Here is a 19,201-nt window from a genome sequence, read left to right on the forward strand (position 1 = left end):
GCCCAGTACAATACCGGACTCACTTTTATCAAGCTGCCTAATGAAATAACCGTGTCTAACTTTTAGGGGTCACTTCATAAATGACTTTTAGAACGCTCTTTTACTATTAAATTAAATAGAGAAGAATAAGAAAAGTGGTACTTACATATAGTAGATGTGGGAGAATTCGTATAGTAGTAATAGATTGTTATTGAAGTAAATAAATTAATTATTATGAATGTTTTTAAAAATACTTTACAATTCGAGAAAAATTAGTAGAATGATAATTAGTAATAATTTTCTGATAATTTAAATTAGAAATCTCTCAAAGTTAGTTTCGTACATATAATTGGGGAGGGTACAAGAATGAAGAAAAAGATGAAAAAGTTTACGGCGGTTGTAGCGCCAGTATTAGCAATGAGTGTGGCGTTAACAGCATGTTCTGGATCTTCTGGTGGGGAGAAGAAAACGACTACGACGTCTAATAGTGGCGGGGAAGAGAAAAAATCCGATATTAAATATGCGGCACAGCAAGTAATGAATCGTACAGAAACGAATGAAATTCCGACGATGGATACTTCTAAAAATACAGATACGTTAGGTTCTCAAATTTTAGGAAACACGATGGAAGGGTTATATCGTCTAGATAAAGATAACAAGCCAATTCCAGCGGCGGCAGAATCTAGTACGAAAAGCGAGGATGGCAAAAAATATACATTCAAATTACGAAAAGATGCAAAATGGTCAAACGGTGATCCTGTAACAGCGAAAGATTTCGTATTTGCATGGCAACGTCTAGTAGATCCAAAAACAGCTGCTGAGTATGCGTTTATTGCTTACTATCTTAAAAATGCAGAGGCAATAAATCAAGGGAAAGCAGAAGTTTCTACATTAGGTGTAAAAGCGGTAGATGATTATACGCTGGAAGTTGAACTAGAGAGACCAGTACCATATTTCTTAAATTTAATGGCATTCGCGTCATACTATCCATTAAATGAAAAGTTCGTAAAAGAAAAAGGAGATAAATACGGTTTAGAGTCTGATACGACAGTTTATAATGGACCGTTTGTACTTACTGATTGGAAGCATGAACAAGGTTGGAAATTAAAGAAAAATGATCAGTATTGGGATAAAAAGACTGTAAAACTAGAAGAAATCAACTATAGTGTAGTAAAAGAACCAGCTACAAGAGTAAATTTATATGATACAGGTGCGATTGATTTTACACTTTTATCAGGTGAATTTGTTGATAAGTATAGAAATAATAAAGAAGAGTTTGGTGCATATTCAGAAACAAGTACGTTTTACTTGCGTCTAAATCAAAAACGTGGTGGGCAAGATACACCGTTAAAGAGTAAAAAATTACGTGAAGCAATTGCATTATCAATCGATAAGAAAGCTTTAACGAATGTCATTTTAAATGATGGTTCAAAACCAGTGGATTATTTAGTACCAAAAGGTTTAGCAGCTGGACCAGATGGTAAAGATTTCGCAGAAACGTTTAAAAATGGTTTAAAACAAGACTCTAAAAAGGCAGCAGCAGCCTGGGAAGCTGCGAAAAAAGAACTTGGAAAAGATCAAGTGACAATAGAGCTATTAAATTATGATACTGGTAATGCGAAAAAGGTTGGGGAGTATGTAAAAGATCAAATTGAAAAGAATTTAAAGGGTGTAACAGTAAATATTAAACTTCAGCCATTTAAGCAAAAACTAAAATTAGAATCAGACCAAGATTATGATTTCTCATATGGCGGCTGGAATCCAGATTATGCGGATCCAATGACATATCTTGATATGTTTGAAACGAAAAATTCACAGAATCAGATGAGCTATTCAAATTCAAAATATGATGACATTATTAATAAAAGTAAGACGGAATGGATGGCTGATGCAAAAAAACGTTGGACAGAGCTAGGGAAAGCAGAAAAACTGTTACTTGAAGAAGATGTAGCGCTCGTACCTTTATATCAAAGTGGTAGATCGTATGTTATGAAACCAAATGTAAAGGGAATTGTAAAACATAATATTAGTCCGGAATATAGTTTCAAATGGGCGTATGTAGAAGAGAAATAATAAAGTGAAATTTTAACCAGTGGGGATTTTTCCTCATTCCCCTGTGAAAGAAAAGAGCATTTTCAAGTTGCGGTATCGCACTTGAAAATGCTTTTTTTCTATGCACGATTTTTTTCTGGATGAATATATGTATTATAGAAAACTTGAAGGAGAGTCCTATGAAACGAAACACATACATCGATTTCCTAGCTTATTACGGAATAGGAAGTGCTCATCCTGGTGGTTTTACGTTAACAAAACAATTGTTAGCACAACTGCCTTTTAAATATGGAGCGAATGTCCTTGAGATAGGTTGCGGTACGGGGAAAACAGCGGCATATATGACAAGGGAATTTGGTTATAAAGTAACAACTGTTGAAAAGAATGAAATTATGATTCAAAAGGCAAAAGATAGATGGTTGTTTGAAGGGTTAGATATACAATTAATTGAAGGAAGTGTAGAGCAATTACCTTGTTTGAATAACTCATTTGAGTTCGTACTTGGAGAATCAATCATCGCTTTTACAGAGAAAGAAAGGGTTATCTCGGAGTGTTACCGTGTATTACAGCAGGACGGTAAGCTTGTTGTCATTGAAATGATTATTGATAGGCACATTGATAAGGATGAGGAAGAAAAAATCGCCCAATTATATGGCATGAAAGAACTATTAACTGAGAATGAGTGGGTACAATTATTTCAGAAAGCAAATTTTAAAAGAATTACAATTGCTGGCGGTGGCACGATTGCAGAAACGATCTCTGGTTATGTAGAAGAGCCAGAGTGGAATGTATCCTCACATATTCCGAATGAGTTATATGAGGCGTGGGTACAGCATGAAAATGTACGGCTTATGTACCAACACATTTTAGGGCATCGTATTTTTATATGTGAAAAATAAAGAGAAAGAGTTGGCTAAAGGTAGTCAACTCTTTACTATGTTAAATGAAAAATAATGCAGCTAATGTAATTCCGAAGATGAAACCAAATCCGAGTTCAACACCCCAGCCACAACCGCCGCCACCCCAGCCGCCGCCACCACAACTACCGCAACCACGGCCACCACATCCGCAACTGCTGAATCCACCACCGCATCCAAATCCGCAACTATCACATCTGCTAAGGCCGCCGCAAAGGTCACAACCACCGTTTGCATAAGCATCATAGTATCCGAATCCTGAATCAAAAGATGAGCGCTGTTGCACCGGTTCGATCCATACAGAGTTTTTTGTCAAATCGATTATTTTACCTAAATGTATACGGCCATCACGGTCTTCAATCCGAACAACCTTTCCGAAATAACGTCGGCATGTATCATAACATTTTTGTCTATGCATGTTCTTTCCTCCTTCCGCATTACAGTAATACGATATGTAAGGGGGACAAGTGCGGCTTGTACGAATGTCCTATCTATCATAATTGTTATAGGAAAGGGGAAATATAAGAAGAGGATATATAAGGAGGAAAAGGCATGAAATCTACAGATCAGTTTCAGACATACGAAGTACCGTGGGAAGAATTTATTGAAGCGTTGCGAGAGGAAATGAAGAAGCAAGTAGGGGCAGATATTATTGATACAGTAGTTTGCAATTTAGAAGATGGTTTTGAAGTGTATACATATGTGCAGGGGGATTTAGATTTTGAATATAAAGAAGGGCTTGAGAGAAAATACGGAAGTGATGCGAAGATACCTAATGTGTTAACGATAATGTTATTAGCTAGTATTTATAATACAAGTGAAGCGAATATACGCTTGCATGCGGACAATAAAGAAAATCCGATTGTTGAAGTGTATGTAAAGCAATGAAACACGCTGTGAAAAGCGTGTTTTTTATTTATATGATAAAATGTTAGAAAATTGAGAAAGAAGGTGAAGGATTGGGAATTAAACATCTTAATTTAACAGTTACAGATGTAACAGCATCTAGAGCGTTTTTAGAGAGGTATTTTGGTTTGATTTGTAGTGGAACAAGGAGGAATGCCTTTGCAGTTATGCGTGATAATGATGGATTTATACTAACTTTAATGAAAGGAAAAGAAGTTCAGTATCCAAAAACATTTCATGTAGGATTTCCACAAGAAAGTGAAGAACAAGTAGATAAGATAAATCAAAGATTGAAGGAAGATGGATTTTTGGTGGAGCCTCCTAAGCATGTCCATGCGTATACGTTTTACGTTGAAGCACCTGGTGGATTTACAATAGAAGTGATGTGTTAAGTCAAAAATCAAACTTTTTGTTATGTGTTTTTAAAATAAAAAGTAGGAAAAGTCTGTTTTAAGCGTGGAGCTTAAACAGGCTTTTTTACTTATATAATTGGATAGAGAGTGCTAGAAGGAATATTACCAAGTGTATGATCTGTTTACATAATAAAGTTATGGTGGGTTAGTTGTCCTAAAATACAAGTCATATATCTTGTTTCCTCTCATAAATTTAAACATAGGAATTTGTCTACAAAGGTGGCGAAGCCTCATCATGAAAATTCGAATTTGTGCCACGTTCATGTTGTTTCTATTTATATGTTTACCTTTATCAGCTTTTGCAAAAGGAGAGGAGGCAAAGGAAAGGGTCGTTTCACTTGTATATGACGATTCGGGCAGCATGAGAAATAACGATCGCTGGAAATATGCCAATTATGCTTTGCAAAGTTTAGTTGCGCTATTAGATGAAAAAGATAAATTTTCTTACGTTCCAATGAGTAAGCCGAATGATCCATTAAACATTTCGTTAACGAAGGATAAAAGGCAAACAGAAATTGAGGGAATTGGAGCGTGGAAAACGTATTTAAATACTCCATTTAGCGCGGTAGAAACGGCGATGCAATCTATAAAAAAGGAAGCAGATATAGATGGAAAACGTGAATTTTGGCTTATTGTATTAACTGACGGGGCATTTAATGATTTAGAGAAAGATAAGGTTGGCGGAAAAGAACAAATTTTGCAGAAATTAGCCCAGTTTAAGAAAGAAATGGATGCAAAAAAGATATCGTTACACCCAGTCTTAATTACGATGGAAGAAGATTTAGGACAACAAGAAAAAGAACAATTAAACACGTTCAAAGAAATATGGAAGAAAGAGATAAATGGTGTTACTATGCCGTCAAGCGGAGAAGATGGCATTGTAAAAAGTGTAAATCAAGTGGCAGCATTAGTTGCAAATCGTGATCCATTCTCCTCTGTTGAATCGATTGTAAAAACGAAAGTAGTGGGGAAAAGAGTAGAGATTACAACACCGTTTCCATTAAAGCGTATGACGCTTGTACGACAATCGCCTTCTCTGCCCGATTATCAGGTCACACAAATTTCTAAACCATTACAATTACAATCTTCTTTTTCCATACATGCACCAGGAGAAGCAAAATTGTTCGGAAATATAGTTCATATAAGTACGGAAAATCAGGAAGTTATTAAACCAGGAACTTATACGATAGAAGTGGACCAGGACATTGAGAAAGAAGGACTACAAGTACTAGTTGAACCAGCGCTTAATTATACGGTTTCTACTTATGACAAAGATGATAGTAGTCAAAAAAATGTAGAGGAAATGTACGAAGGTGTTACTGCTGTTATTGAAGCAAAGCCTACGGAGTTGCCAGTTCAGTCTTCTTACTTTCAGGCAGAAGTAGAAATAGACGGAAAACAATATCCGATGAAGTGGGACGATAAGAGGCATGTGTTTTATTACGAAACTAAGCTTGGTAAAGGGTTAGTACGCGGGAAAGTTCATATGAATATAAAGGGGTTTTATAGACAGACGAAAGAATTTAAAATTGAAACAGCTGAGAAACCAAAATTATCACTTCAAACTGTTACAAAAGATTATGAAGAAAAAGTGACAAATTTAGAGAATAGTAAACCATTTGTTTTGCAGCCACAGTTAGATGGTAAGCCGATGACAGAAGAAGCTGTAAAAAAACTATTAAAATCTACTGGTGTCACATCTAAACAATCAATCAATTATGAAATAAAGCAACATGGAAATCAGATCTATGTTTATCCTCGTCCCTATTACTCCGACACATTTAATTTTACAGATACCGGCACCGTAGAAGCTACCATCGTAATGCAGGATTCAAAATTACAAGAAGTAAAGAAGAACATAACATTCCATATTCAAGATGCTCCGTTGTATGAAAAATATGCGCTTATTTTTAAGTTTGTCATTCCTATCACTTTATTACTGCTAGTAGTAGGAATCATTGTTTTAGGATGGATTGTTCGGCCAAGATTTCACCGGAAAGCACTACTGTATTATGAATGGGATCAAGAGGTAGCGAAAGATTGGCTATATCAATCTGAGCCAGAATTACTTCGAAATAAATGGTGGAACCATTATTTTGGTATCCCATTTAGAGCAGAAAGAAAAACTGTGCAATCCGTTACATTTATAGCGAAGAAAGGTTCGAAATCTGTCTTTGTAGCGAAAGAATCACAAGTAGTTGGAATGATTATTGATGGGATGTTTATAACAAAAGATGAAGTAGGAATGGAACATAAGACACTATATCCAAATGAACTTTTACTAATTGATAGAGGATATGGTAAGGAGATTTACAAGTACGAATGTGAATAGTAGGTATGGATAAGAAGGGGATGGAGTATTGATTCTCTTTCCCTTTTTTCAAACAAGCAAGAATAGGAAGGTGGTTCACATGACATTACAAGTTCCAACAATATTAATTGGTTTAGGTGGAATCGGTAGTACTGTGACGCATCAAATATATGAAAAACTGTCTGAAGAGCGCCGAAAAAAGGTAGCAATGCACGTATTTGATACAGATGTGAATACATTAAGTAAATTTGATCATATTCGAAAGTTTAAGACACAAACAAGTTCTAGTAAAACGCCTAGGGAGTATATTGCGGGAGATCCAACGATCCCAGAGTGGTTTCCGATGGATCCGACTATACTTGATAAGCCATTAACAGAAGGAGCAGGACAGTTACGCGTCATTTCACGTTTAGCGTTACGTGCTGCGATGAAAGAAGATAAATTGACGTCTTTTTGGCAAGAAATCGAGAAAATTTTTCCGGTTACAAGTGATCAAACGGAATATGGTGTGCGTGTCATTATAGTAACATCACTAGCAGGCGGAACAGGTTCAGGGATGTTTCTGCAAATTGCATTATATTTACGTGAAATGCTTCGGAAGAAATTGCAGCATCATAACATTTTAATACGCGGTGCGTTTTTAATGCCGGATGTTTTAGTAAAGACGAGAACGGTTAGTGCGAAAGAATTTGAAACGGTGCAAGCAAATGGCTATGCATCGTTAAAAGAATTACATGCTATTACGCTCGGTTCTACTGGAGAATTATCAAAACGCGGTGGTGTAACAATTGAATTAGAGTATCGCCCTGATCAAGTAGATGAAGACGGAAGAACGAATCATACAATTAAACAACATCATTTACCGTACAATTATTGTTTCTTATACGATTACGAAAATCTACATGGACACCATTTACACAATTTATCAGACTATATGGAACAGATGGCAAATACAATTTATTTACAGTTATTTAGCCCGATGTCTACAAGTCATTTTGCACAAGAAGACAATCAAATTCAGCAATTAGCAGAATCAAGTGGAAAAGGACGATATTGCGGGGCAGGAACGGCAAAACTCATTTATCCATATGAGCATGTGTTAAAATATTGTGCTTTAAAATGGGCGGTGCAAGGTTTAGATGAATCGTGGCTGCATTTAGATCAACTGTTTCAAGAGAAGAAGCAAAGATACGACCAAGATGTAAAACGTGGGATGCAGCGTGAAAAGCCGGAGAGAGGTAAAAGTTATTTAGAGGACTTGGAGCATCTTGCTACCCGTCCAGAGCAAGCTCATATTTTCTATAGACAAATGTACAATGAAACACGTGAAGGAGCAGAGGGTGGTAAGCTCGGAGTTGCGAAATCAAAACTGTTTTTAGAAGCTGTAGAAAGTTATGTACAACGAACGGTGCAAAAAGATGAGGAATTAAATCGTCTGCAACATGAGTGTAAAATTTCAGCTGCGAAACTGAAAATGATGGAACAAATGAAAGGTGAAGTAGCAAGAGTGGATCACGCGGTTCGTTTATATGCGTATGCGATTCCGAGCCGTGTACATGAACATGTAACGACACTTTTATATGACATGATTGAATCAGACCGCTTTTCACCAAGTGGTTCTGAAGGGCAGTCCTATCAATTAAATACATGGTTTTTAAAGAAAACAGATCCAGTTCACCCAGTAGCAGCACGTTTTATGTTATATGAAATTCGAAAGCAGTTAGTAGAAAAAATGAATCGACTACATGAAAATAATGAACAAAAGCGTAATGTAATTCAAAACTACGATAAAAAATTTAATGTGGGTAATATCGATGGAACGGTAACGGCTGTACGCCGAGTAGAAATTGCTCAACAACAAGGCTGGTTCGGAAAAATGATTAATAATCAGCAACGTTCATTCAAAAGAGAATTTGAAGACATCGTAACGCAATATGTACACAAATTAAATGAATATCGAAAAGAAATGCTATTAGAACTTGTGTATCAATCGCTATATCAGGCAGTTAATAAAATGATTCAATATTGGGAAAGATTTTTTGATAATTTACATGAAACACGTGAAAATTTATTGTTTGAAATCCAAAAGCGCAGTAAGGAATTTGAAGGGAAAACAAACCCGACGAATGTTTATGTATTAGCAGAGGAACAGCTGCAAGAAAAGATATGGCAAGATATGCAGCAACATTTAAATTTAGGTGTACTACCGAAAGATATATCAGCGGAAATTTATATGAGTTTGTATGGGGAATATTGTCGTGATGCGAAAACAGAAGAGATTCAGTCGAAAAAGGTAGAGGATTTCTATCGCGAACATATACTGAGCTATTGTTATGACGAACTGCAAGTACGCTATCGTGATAAATTAGAATTGAATATTATTGAAGCGTTGCGAAAAGAAGCAGATTATAAGAAACGTGATCGCGATGAATACGTGCGTGAAAAAATTGAAGACCTGTTCCATTTAGCAAGTCCATTCATTCCGAAAGTTGCTCATCATAGGGAATTACAATATTGGGGTATACATCCTTCTTTAAAGAAAGAGCTACAAGAGGAATTGATTCAAGAAATGTTTAAAGAAAAAGATACAGTACACGAAGCCTTTTCGCCATTTGAAGTGATCTGTTATCGAGCACATTATGGCTTATCGCTGCAAGATTTTCCTAAATTATCATCAGGACATATTTCAAACGGATTTATGAATGATAAAGGGGACTATTTCCAATCGTATTATCGCCGTGTAAACAAATTAAATAGTAAAAAATCTAGTTTAACGCCGCATTTAGATAAGTATTGGCACTTACCAGCCTTTATGCCAGATTTGAATGTGACTCAAACAAAATTAGATTATGATAAATGTAATCGTGCATTACTATACGCATATATGTATCGCTGGATTAGTTTAGTTGCTGTTGATGGACAGTTTGTGTATCAATATAACGGTGTGGGACGTAGCTTTTTAATTCAGTCGATGGGAAAAAATATTTCAAGCGAAAGTTATAAATTACACAGAGCATTGCTTCATAATCCGTTTATTTATGAAAACATCTTGTCACGATTTGAAGAAGAGCAAGAAAAGGCGATGATACAAGGTGGACATTTATATACACATCCGTTCGTATTAGGAGCCCAAGATGTAAGATGGCTTAGAAAAGAACATGTCCACAATCTTTTAGACATGATTTTAATGTATGACCGTGAAGCGAAGTATGATCCGACGTTAGAAGAAACATCAGATGAATTATTAAGACTATTCCTTGATGAAATCGAGTTGTATTTCCAGAACTATTACGGTACAGGTGCTGATATGGTTGCAAAGAAAGAGAAAGAAATGTTTATTAAACAATTGTGGGATCGCTCGCATGCGAAAGGATATGTAGATCCAAATAGCGCTCCGTATAAAAAATGGCAAAATTTATTAAGTATTCAAGATGAAGAAGAAACGCCAAAAACGAATGTATAGTGAATGAAAAGGGAATCCTTAAAAGTGGCAATACAACTTTAGAAAAGAGGGATTCTGATGCCGTTTTTAGGAAGTGTATATCAAATATTTGGGTTATATCCGGAACTTTATTATGGGATGATTTCAGCAGAGTTGCAAGAGGAAGCTCAGAAGGAGCATCTTGAAAATAGTAGTGCAGAAGCTGAAGTGGAAGAATAAAAAAAGTGCAGATGAAAATCTGCACTTTTTTGTTAGTATTAAAATGGTGAAATAACCTCAAATCAATTATTATTTTTGAATAATAATTAATTTGAGGTTATTATGATTTTCATTACATTGTATGTAATGAAAATCAATGTAATAAAATGAATATGAATATTAAGGTGGAAAACAACAATGTTTTTTAAGAAAATAATTATGTATAAAAATAACATTTGATACATAATCAACCGATTATTTTTGAGTGATTTATTATTGACAATATAATTAATTGTATGATAAATTCAATCAGCATTCTTAATGGTTTTTTGGTATGATTAATATTTTGAAAATTCAATATGGTATAAGAGATTGAATTTTCTGTTTTTTTATGAGGTGGGTTACTAAGTCTATAGGGGAAGTGAACTATGTATATTTTTATTTTTAAAATAGAACAGTAATAAAGAATGTAACAAGTAAGAGATAAACTTGAAAAAGAGGTTTCAAAGAATGAGTCTTTTCATAAAGAAAGCAATGGATGAAGAAAAGAAAAAAGTATTGAATCAAACTTTAGGAGCGATTGATTTAACTCTTTTAGGTATTGGAGCAATTATTGGTACAGGTATTTTCGTATTAACTGGTATTGTAGCAGCGAAACATGCTGGTCCGGCGATTGTATTATCTTTTGTATTAGCGGCAATTATATGTGCATGTGTAGCTTTCTGTTATGCTGAATTTGCATCTACAGTTCCAGTTTCGGGAAGTGTATATTCATATACATATATGACACTAGGTGAGATTTTTGCATTTATAGTTGGCTGGTGTGTTATGCTGGAGTATTTATTAGCGACTTCTGCGGTTGCAGCAGGCTGGTCAGCATATTTTCAGTCATTGCTACTAGGTTTTAATATTCACATTCCTACGGTTTTTGCTTCGGCACCAGGAATGGGGAAGGGTGGAATCATTGATTTACCAGCAGTTCTTATTATTTTAGTTGTTACATTTTTATTAAGCCGTGGTGCAAAAGAAAGTGCACGAATTAATAATATAATGGTTATTATTAAACTGGCTGTTATTGTAGGATTTATTGTTGTAGGGACACAATATGTAAGACCAGAGAATTGGCAACCATTTCTACCGTTTGGTTTTCACGGTGTGGTAGGGGGCGCTGCTACTGTATTTTTTGCTTTTTTAGGATTTGATGCAGTTGCAACAGCCGCAGAGGAAGTGAAGCGTCCACAACGTAACGTGCCAATTGGGCTACTTGTTTCCTTGTTCATTTGTACCGTTCTATATGTAGGTGTTTCATTCGTGCTAACTGGAATGGTTCCGTTTACGGAATTAAATGTTGCTGATCCGGTTGCATATGCGTTGCGCACTGTAGGAGAAGATAGAATTGCTGGGTTGTTATCGGTGGGAGCGATAGCGGGGCTAACAACAGTTCTGTTAGTAGCTATGTTTGCATTTGTTCGTGTATCTTACTCGATGAGTCGAGATGGACTGTTACCAAAAAGACTTTCAAGTGTCCATAAACGTTTACAAACTCCATTTTTTAATACGTGGGTTACAGGTATACTAGCAGCTTTATTAGCGGGATTAGTGGATTTGAATTTATTAGCTAATTTAGTGAATATGGGAACGATAACAGCATTTGTGTTTGTATCTATAGCTGTCATTGTATTAAGAAAGACGCATCCTGATATGAAGAGGCCATTCCGTGCCCCTCTAGTACCTTTTTTACCTATCGTTTCAATAGTAAGTTGTATATATTTGGCTTTGAACCTTTCTAAGCTTACTTTAATTAGTTTTGTGGCATGGATTATAATAGGCGTTTTCATATATTTTGTATATGCTAAAAAACATAGTAATGTTAGAAATGGAAATAGAGTATAGTCCATTGAAATAATACTTGTAATGGAAATGAAAACACGCTACTTATTCATATAAGAATAAGTAGCGTGTTTTTTCTATTTAATAATCCCATTTTCTAAAATTTTAATAGTTGGTGCCACTTTCACATTAGCTTTTGAAAAGGAACTTGGCCAATCATCTTCAACTTGTTTCCATTCTTCATATTGAAACGCTCTCGCATAATCACCAAATCCGAATGGATCAAGCTGCTGTTTTTGAATTTTGTGGATTAAATCGTTTAAATCATTGTTTAGTTGTTTTGTAATAAGAGAAGTTAATTTTTTTCTATCATTTTCTATATCCATGTTGAATGTAAGTTCAGATACGGCAATTTTTAAATCCATTTTAATATTAAATTTGAAGCGGTTATCGCTATAGTCTGTACCGATATCATGACTCATACTAAGAACATTTATTGTTATAAAATCGTCGCCTTTTGTATCTTTTAGATGGCTATTACTTTCAACTAAATTAGAGGGGATTTTCATTGTAAGTGAAACGGGTATATTAGCTTTCTTTTGCACCATAAGAAGAAGGGCACTTTCGTAGCGATTTAAAGACATCTTATAAGTTCCACGAGAGGTTAATAGTGCCGAACCGGTAACAATAACATCTTTCTTCCCTTTTTTTATTTCTGAAATAGCAGGAGTTACGCCTTTATTAAAAGTTTGTCTATGAAATTCATGGAATGTCGTAAACACGGTCCGATTGTATAGTTTGTTCGTATTAATTAAATCTGTTAAATATTCAGGAAGAGCAGGCTTATCTTTGAAATTATTATATATAACAGAAGAAATGGGGCCATCTACTGCAACCATGCGCATATTCCCTGTATTTTTAGGGTCGCGATACCAAACATCCAGATAAGGCATAGCTCCTTCTTGTTTTAAAAAATTCGTGCTAAACAATATAAGCTGTAACTTTTCTGTGGACACTAAACCGCTGCTTGAACTGTTAAACGTATCTTTTGCTTCTCGGGGTGTATGTACTTTCGCTTCATGAATTTCGTACTTTTTCTCTACATCTTCATTGAAAATAGGGTTTACGTGATACACAATTAATTTTCCTTTTGCTTTTGCGTCAAAACCGTAAATTAATGAGATGGATTGTTTTTCTAAATCAAGCCGATCTTCACAACCTGCTAAAAAAATTATGAGAAAACAAAATATAATAAAATGAATAAAGCGTCTCATTTAAACTTTTCTCCTTTTCCAATGCTGATAAAGTGTCATGTATAAGAGAAATACAACTGGGAATAGAAAAACGATAAAATAACTAGCGGTTCCCCAAAATTCCCGCAACGCACTTATCTGATAAGAAGAAGGGATATAAAATAATAAGATGAAAATACACCCGAATAATAAAAAATAAATAGGTAATGAACTGCCTTTTTTGTTAAGTAATTGATTAATGCCATCTGAAGCAGTAAAAATATAAGGAATACAGGAATCAAAAATAATAAAGAGATAAAATGACAAAAAGATAATTTCAAACCGCTCAAGAAATGAGAAGTGAAACGGTGTAACAAGAGAAAGAGTCGGCCATAAAAACTTTGTTATACCATCTGGACTAAAATAAATAAAAGAAACGAACGTGATTTGAAGATAAATAAATAACGTAATCAAATTTGCAATAACAATTCCTTTTTTTGCAGATGCTTTGTTAGTTAAATAAGGATAAAGGACAAACGCAAACTCGAATCCGAGAAACGCAATGATAGTTGATTTTACGGTGTTTATAATTGGTAGCCATCCTTCCTTGATAAGAGGAAGAAGATATATAAAATGCCCATCTTTAAGAGGAATAAATAATAATAATGGCATCCAAAGTGTAAAGATGACAGTGAAAACAGCAAAACGACTAATAATAAGTGCTCCTTTACATGCAAGCATAAGCATTGGAATAGATAGCAAAATCATAATTAAAGACATAGGAGATCTAGGTAAAATCCAAATATGAATAACGTATAAGAGGGAAAAAATTAAGGAAACAGCTGCGAGTACAGCATATAAAATCCAAAAAATCATTACTACTCTTCCTAGCCATTTTCCAAGATAGCGTATCAGCACATCAAGTAAAGTATATCCTGGATGTTTTTCCATGATTTTTACAATACATAGACTGACTAAAGTAGTAATGACACATCCGATAATAATAGACATCCAGCCATCTGTATTCGCTCCTTGTGCAACTTCACGCGGAAGTGTAAGTACGCCGAATCCGACTTGAACACCACTAATAGTTAAAATGTATTGAAATAAAGTGATCTCCCTCTTTGCACGTTTTGTCACTAATTCTCCTCCTTTTCTTCAACATCTCTTTGCCGGTTATCTTGTTTTAATTGTAGAGATAGTGGCCGTTTCTTCATAATTTTCCATGGGAAACGTATAAGGGTATCTTTTAAATCCGAAGCATATGACGGAGAAAAAGGACTACCATATGGTACACCAAGTGATTCCATAGAAAGAATATGGATGATAATGATTGCCATTCCAACCATAATTCCAATGACGCCAAATAAAGAGGCGGCTATCATCATTGGGAATCGAAGAAGCCGAATTCCTGCTGACATTTCTAAGTTAGGAATAATGAAGGAGGCAACCGCAGTAATTGATACGACGATAACCATAACGTTACTCACAATCCCAGCTTGAACCGCAGCTTGTCCAATTACAATTCCTCCTACGACGCCGATTGTTTGTCCAACAGGACCAGGAAGCCGAATCGCTGCTTCTCGGAGCATTTCGAGAACTAATTCCATTAATAAAGCTTCTAATATGGGAGGAAAAGGAATTTTGGCTCGAGATTCTCCAATCGTTAACAACAATTTGAGCGGAATCACTTCATAATGGAAGGAAATCATAGCAATATAAAGAGCAGGAGCAAATATTGCAATAAATAGCCCAGTGAAACGAAGGAGTCGTATAAAAGATGGAATCATAGGTCTGAAGCTGTAATCATCTATCGTCTGAAAGAAGGATGAAAAGGTCATAGGTCCTATTAATACGCCTGGTGAGCGATCTACAACAACGGCAATTCGCCCATTCAAAATATGATGTGCTGTTGTGTCAGGACGTTCAGTGATAGACAATTGTGGGAAGAGAGTATAGGAATTATCTTCAACAAATCCTTCTAATTCACCGGTAGTAAGAATAGCATCTACTTTGATTGATTCAATGCGGCATGCCATATCTTGTACAACATCTTCGTTTGCAACATCTGCAAGATAAAGTAAAAAAACTTTAGAGGTTGCTCGTTCGCCAACAGTGAATTCCTTCACTTTTAATTCGCGATTTGGAATATAGCGACGAATAAGTGCGATACTATCACTTGCCACTTCATTAAATCCTTCGTGTGAGCTTTTTATGGAAGTCTCTGTTGTAGGTTCTTCAATACTCCTTTTTGGCGCCGCTTGCGTATCTAGTTCTAAAGCTGATAATTGCCCGTTTATAAATAAAATACTTTTGCCATGTAAGAGAGATTGCTCAATGTCTATCCACTTCTGAACTTTTTTAATATTCCCTATAGAAACAGAAGATTCCCAAAAATCATCTTCATTCCATTCTTTAAATAAGAGAGGACGAAGAATATCTACATTAATAACAGTTTTATCTACAAGTCCTTCCATATATATAAGAGCAGCTTCTTTTCCGTTTTTTAACGGGAAAGTGCGTGTAATTAATTCTGGAATACCACTAAATAATTTGGATAAGTGTTTAAGATTAAGCGGCATGGAGGAAGAAATTTCTTTATTTAATACAGTTTCAGATTGCTCATGTGTAGAGAAAGATTTTTCGCCCCTTATCCATTTTCGAAAAGATCCCATATATTCACCTTATTCCTCGTTGAACTTTATATGGGTTATTATGGATAGTTACATACAGACATATGCGCAGTTTAAAATTTATATTGTATATTTGTACATTTAACGCTATAATTATAGTGTTAAAGATGGAATCGTGATATGACCTGTTATGAATCTATCGTTTTATTTATGAATAAATGGATTGGTATTTTAGCAAGATGTGCTAATAAACTACTCCACCATGATGATAGCGTGCCCAAAATGTGGTGCGTATATTTTCGTGGTGGAGTTTTTTTATTCTCAAAAAGGGGGAAAGACCATGAATGACAACATGGTTCATATTACAATTGACGGAAAAAAGTATACAGCGGAGCCTGGTTCAACGATATTGGGTGTTATTAATGAGAACGGGATTGAACATCCGCAAATTTGTTACGTGCCGGAAGTAGATCCTATTCAAACATGTGACACTTGTATTGTAGAAGTTGACGGAAAGTTAATGCGTTCTTGTTCGACGATAGCAACGGAAGGTATGAACGTTGAGCGTGCTTCTGTTCGCGCAAAAGAAGCACAAACAGAGGCGATGGATCGGTTACTAGAAAATCATTTATTATACTGTACAGTATGTGACAACAACAATGGGAACTGTAAACTGCATAATACAGCAGAATTAATGGAAATTGAACATCAAAAATATCCTTATGAACCGAAAGTAGATGTAAGTGAAGTTGATATGACGCATCCGTTTTATCGCTATGACCCTAATCAATGTATTGCATGCGGTCAATGCGTTGAGGTGTGTCAAAACTTACAAGTAAATGAAACGTTATCGATAGACTGGGAAGCGGAACGTCCACGAGTTATTTGGGATGAAGGAGTAAATATTAATGATTCTTCATGCGTTAGCTGTGGTCAATGTGTAACGATTTGCCCTTGTAACGCTTTAATGGAGAAAACGATGCTCGGTGAAGCTGGATTTATGACGGGATTAAAACCAGATATTCTTGAACCGATGGTAGATTTAATTAAAGAAGTTGAGCCTGGATATAGCGGTATTTTTGCGGTATCAGAAGTGGAAGCGGCCATGCGTGATACTCGTACGAAGAAAACGAAAACAGTATGTACATTTTGTGGTGTAGGTTGTTCGTTTGAAGTGTGGACGAAGGGGCGTAAAATCCTTAAAGTACAGCCATCTTCAGATGCACCAGTTAACGCAATTTCCACTTGTGTAAAAGGGAAATTTGGTTGGGATTTCGTAAATTCTAAAGAACGAATTACAAAACCTTTAATTCGTAAAAATGGAACGTTTGTTGAATCTACATGGGAAGAAGCACTGAATGTAGTTGCAAATAAATTAGGTACTATTAAAGAAGAGTACGGTAAAGATTCTATCGGATTTATTTCTTCCTCTAAAATTACAAATGAAGATAATTATGTAATTCAAAAATTAGCTCGACAAGTATTTGGAACGAATAATATTGATAACTGCTCACGTTATTGCCAATCACCAGCAACGGATGGTTTGTTCCGTACAATTGGTATGGGCGGTGATGCAGGAACGATTAAAGATATTGCGCAATCTGGTCTTGTTATTATTGTAGGATGTAATCCGACAGAAGGTCATCCTGTTTTAGCTACACGTATTAAACGTGCACATAAATTACACGGACAAAAGTTAATTGTAGCTGATCTTCGTAAAACAGAAATGGCAGAGCGATCAGATGTCTTTATTAGTCCAAAACAAGGAACAGATCAAGTTTGGTTAATGGCTGTTACAAAATATATGATTGATCGAGGTTGGCATGATCAGGAATTTATTAATGAGAATGTAAACTTCTTTGAAGATTTCAAAGAAAGTCTAGAAGAATATACACTTGCATATGCAGAAGAAGTAACAGGTATTTCAAAAGAAACACTTATTCAAATGGCTGAAATGATTCGTGATGCAGATGGTACATGTATCCTTTGGGGTATGGGGGTAACGCAAAATACAGGTGGTTCTGATACTTCCGCTGCAATTTCAAACTTACTTCTTGCAACAGGGAACTATCGTCGTCCAGGAGCAGGTGCATACCCACTTCGAGGTCACAATAACGTACAAGGTGCTTGTGATATGGGTACTTTACCAGGATGGCTTCCAGGATATCAGCACGTTACTAACGAAATGGAACGTGCGAAATTTGAAACTGCTTACGGAGTGAAAATTGATAGTGAACCAGGTCTTAATAATATTGAAATGCTTCACGCAATTGACGAAGGAAAAATGAAAGCAATGTATCTTGTCGGAGAAGATATGGCTCTTGTAGATTCTAATGCAAATCATGTACATGAAGTGTTGTCGAGCCTTGATTTCTTCGTTGTGCAAGATGTTTTCCTTTCTAAAACTGCTCAATATGCAGATGTTGTATTACCAGCAGCGCCATCTCTTGAGAAAGAAGGTACTTTCACAAATACAGAGCGCCGTGTCCAAAGATTATATCAAGTTCTTCCTACGCTAGGAGATGCGAAACCAGACTGGTGGATCGTCCAGGAGGTTGCGAATAAACTAGGGGCAAACTGGAATTATAGCCACCCAAGTGAAATCTTTGCTGAAATGGCAAGTTTATCACCATTATTCTCGCAAGCGAACTATGAAGTGCTTGAAGGATGGAACAGTTTCCATTGGGGAAGTTTTGATGGAACCAATACACCACTTCTGTTCCAAGATGGATTTAACTTCCCAGATAAAAAAGCTCGTTTTGCGATTGCTGACTGGGTACGTCCAGCTGAATTTCCAGCTGAGTTCGACCTTCACATTAACAACGGTCGTATGCTTGAGCATTTCCATGAAGGGAATATGACAAATAAATCAACAGGTATTCAAACGAAAGTACCTGGTGTTTTCGTTGAAGTCTCTCCAGACCTTGCAAAAGAACGTGGCGTAAAAACAGGTTCGTTAGTTCGTCTTGTCTCTCCTTTTGGAGCATTAAAATTACGTGCACTCGTTACAGATCGTGTAAAAGCGAATGAGTTATATTTACCGATGAACTCTACAGATAACGAAACGGCAATTAATTTCTTAACAGGTCCTGCTGTGGATGTACGTACGAATACACCTGCGTATAAACAAACGAAAGTGCGTATGGAAGTGTTAGAAGTTGATGGCGAAAATCCGATGCCAAAAGCGAACCCACGCAATAAAAAACGTCACCCTCAAGCTGGAATTGAGGTGCATCGTAAGTGGGCACGTCCAGGGTATGTGCATTTAACGGATAAGTAGGAGGAGAA

General features: G+C 35.9%; 13 protein-coding genes. 9 read left to right on the forward strand and 4 right to left on the reverse strand.

The window, feature by feature from the left end; all coding sequences use genetic code 11:
* Positions 1-345: 345 nt before the first annotated feature.
* On the forward strand, positions 346-2,052 hold the full coding sequence (locus tag AC1Q51_RS24570) for a peptide ABC transporter substrate-binding protein (RefSeq protein ID WP_053563837.1): 1,707 nt from the start codon (positions 346-348) through the stop codon (positions 2,050-2,052).
* 158 nt (positions 2,053-2,210) lie between these two features.
* Positions 2,211-2,930, forward strand: coding sequence for a class I SAM-dependent methyltransferase (locus AC1Q51_RS24575; RefSeq protein WP_090977402.1), 720 nt, complete (start codon positions 2,211-2,213; stop codon positions 2,928-2,930).
* A 40-nt stretch (positions 2,931-2,970) separates the two neighbouring features.
* Here AC1Q51_RS24575 and AC1Q51_RS24580 read toward each other — a convergent pair whose 3' ends face one another.
* Positions 2,971-3,366 carry a hypothetical protein gene (locus AC1Q51_RS24580; RefSeq protein ID WP_097924266.1) on the reverse strand — a complete coding sequence of 132 codons (396 nt, stop codon included), beginning with the start codon at positions 3,364-3,366 and terminating at the stop codon, positions 2,971-2,973.
* A gap of 134 nt (positions 3,367-3,500) precedes the next feature.
* Between AC1Q51_RS24580 and AC1Q51_RS24585 the strand changes: the two genes are divergently transcribed.
* From AC1Q51_RS24585 to AC1Q51_RS24610, 6 genes are all read left to right on the forward strand, one after another.
* A complete protein-coding gene (locus AC1Q51_RS24585; protein WP_000842905.1) occupies positions 3,501-3,836 on the forward strand; it encodes a hypothetical protein in 336 nt (111 codons plus the stop codon).
* Positions 3,837-3,907: 71 nt separating this feature from the next.
* Entirely contained in the window at positions 3,908-4,246 is a 339-nt protein-coding gene (locus AC1Q51_RS24590; protein ID WP_090977406.1) for a VOC family protein, read from the forward strand.
* Between the two features lie 256 nt (positions 4,247-4,502).
* Positions 4,503-6,599, forward strand: a complete 2,097-nt coding sequence (locus AC1Q51_RS24595) for a vWA domain-containing protein (protein ID WP_000702065.1) — start codon at positions 4,503-4,505, stop codon at positions 6,597-6,599.
* Positions 6,600-6,678: 79 nt separating this feature from the next.
* Positions 6,679-10,041, forward strand: coding sequence for a tubulin-like doman-containing protein (locus AC1Q51_RS24600; RefSeq protein WP_492331781.1), 3,363 nt, complete (start codon positions 6,679-6,681; stop codon positions 10,039-10,041).
* A gap of 57 nt (positions 10,042-10,098) precedes the next feature.
* Positions 10,099-10,239 (forward strand): hypothetical protein, encoded by a 141-nt coding sequence (locus AC1Q51_RS24605; protein ID WP_001116193.1) that lies wholly within the window; start codon positions 10,099-10,101, stop codon positions 10,237-10,239.
* Between the two features lie 489 nt (positions 10,240-10,728).
* A complete protein-coding gene (locus AC1Q51_RS24610) occupies positions 10,729-12,111 on the forward strand; it encodes an APC family permease (protein WP_000051664.1) in 1,383 nt (460 codons plus the stop codon).
* Positions 12,112-12,185: 74 nt separating this feature from the next.
* On the opposite strand, the gene AC1Q51_RS24615 is transcribed toward AC1Q51_RS24610, so the two are convergent.
* The 3 genes from AC1Q51_RS24615 to AC1Q51_RS24625 are packed head-to-tail and all read right to left on the reverse strand — an operon-like array spanning position 12,186 to position 15,955.
* The gene (locus tag AC1Q51_RS24615; RefSeq protein ID WP_071714656.1) at positions 12,186-13,322 is read right to left on the reverse strand and encodes a Ger(x)C family spore germination protein; all 1,137 of its coding nucleotides are present in this window, start codon (positions 13,320-13,322) and stop codon (positions 12,186-12,188) included.
* Positions 13,323-14,420: an endospore germination permease gene (locus AC1Q51_RS24620; RefSeq protein WP_097924261.1), complete on the reverse strand. Its 1,098-nt coding sequence runs from the start codon at positions 14,418-14,420 to the stop codon at positions 13,323-13,325.
* Positions 14,420-15,955 (reverse strand): spore germination protein, encoded by a 1,536-nt coding sequence (locus tag AC1Q51_RS24625; protein WP_090977412.1) that lies wholly within the window; start codon positions 15,953-15,955, stop codon positions 14,420-14,422. Before AC1Q51_RS24625 ends, AC1Q51_RS24620 begins: the two co-directional genes overlap by 1 nt.
* Before the next feature lie 298 nt (positions 15,956-16,253).
* Between AC1Q51_RS24625 and fdhF the strand changes: the two genes are divergently transcribed.
* Entirely contained in the window at positions 16,254-19,193 is a 2,940-nt protein-coding gene (gene fdhF, locus AC1Q51_RS24630; RefSeq protein ID WP_071714654.1) for a formate dehydrogenase subunit alpha, read from the forward strand.
* Positions 19,194-19,201: the final 8 nt, after the last annotated feature.

It is taken from the genome of Bacillus sp. MT94 (assembly GCF_058792475.1).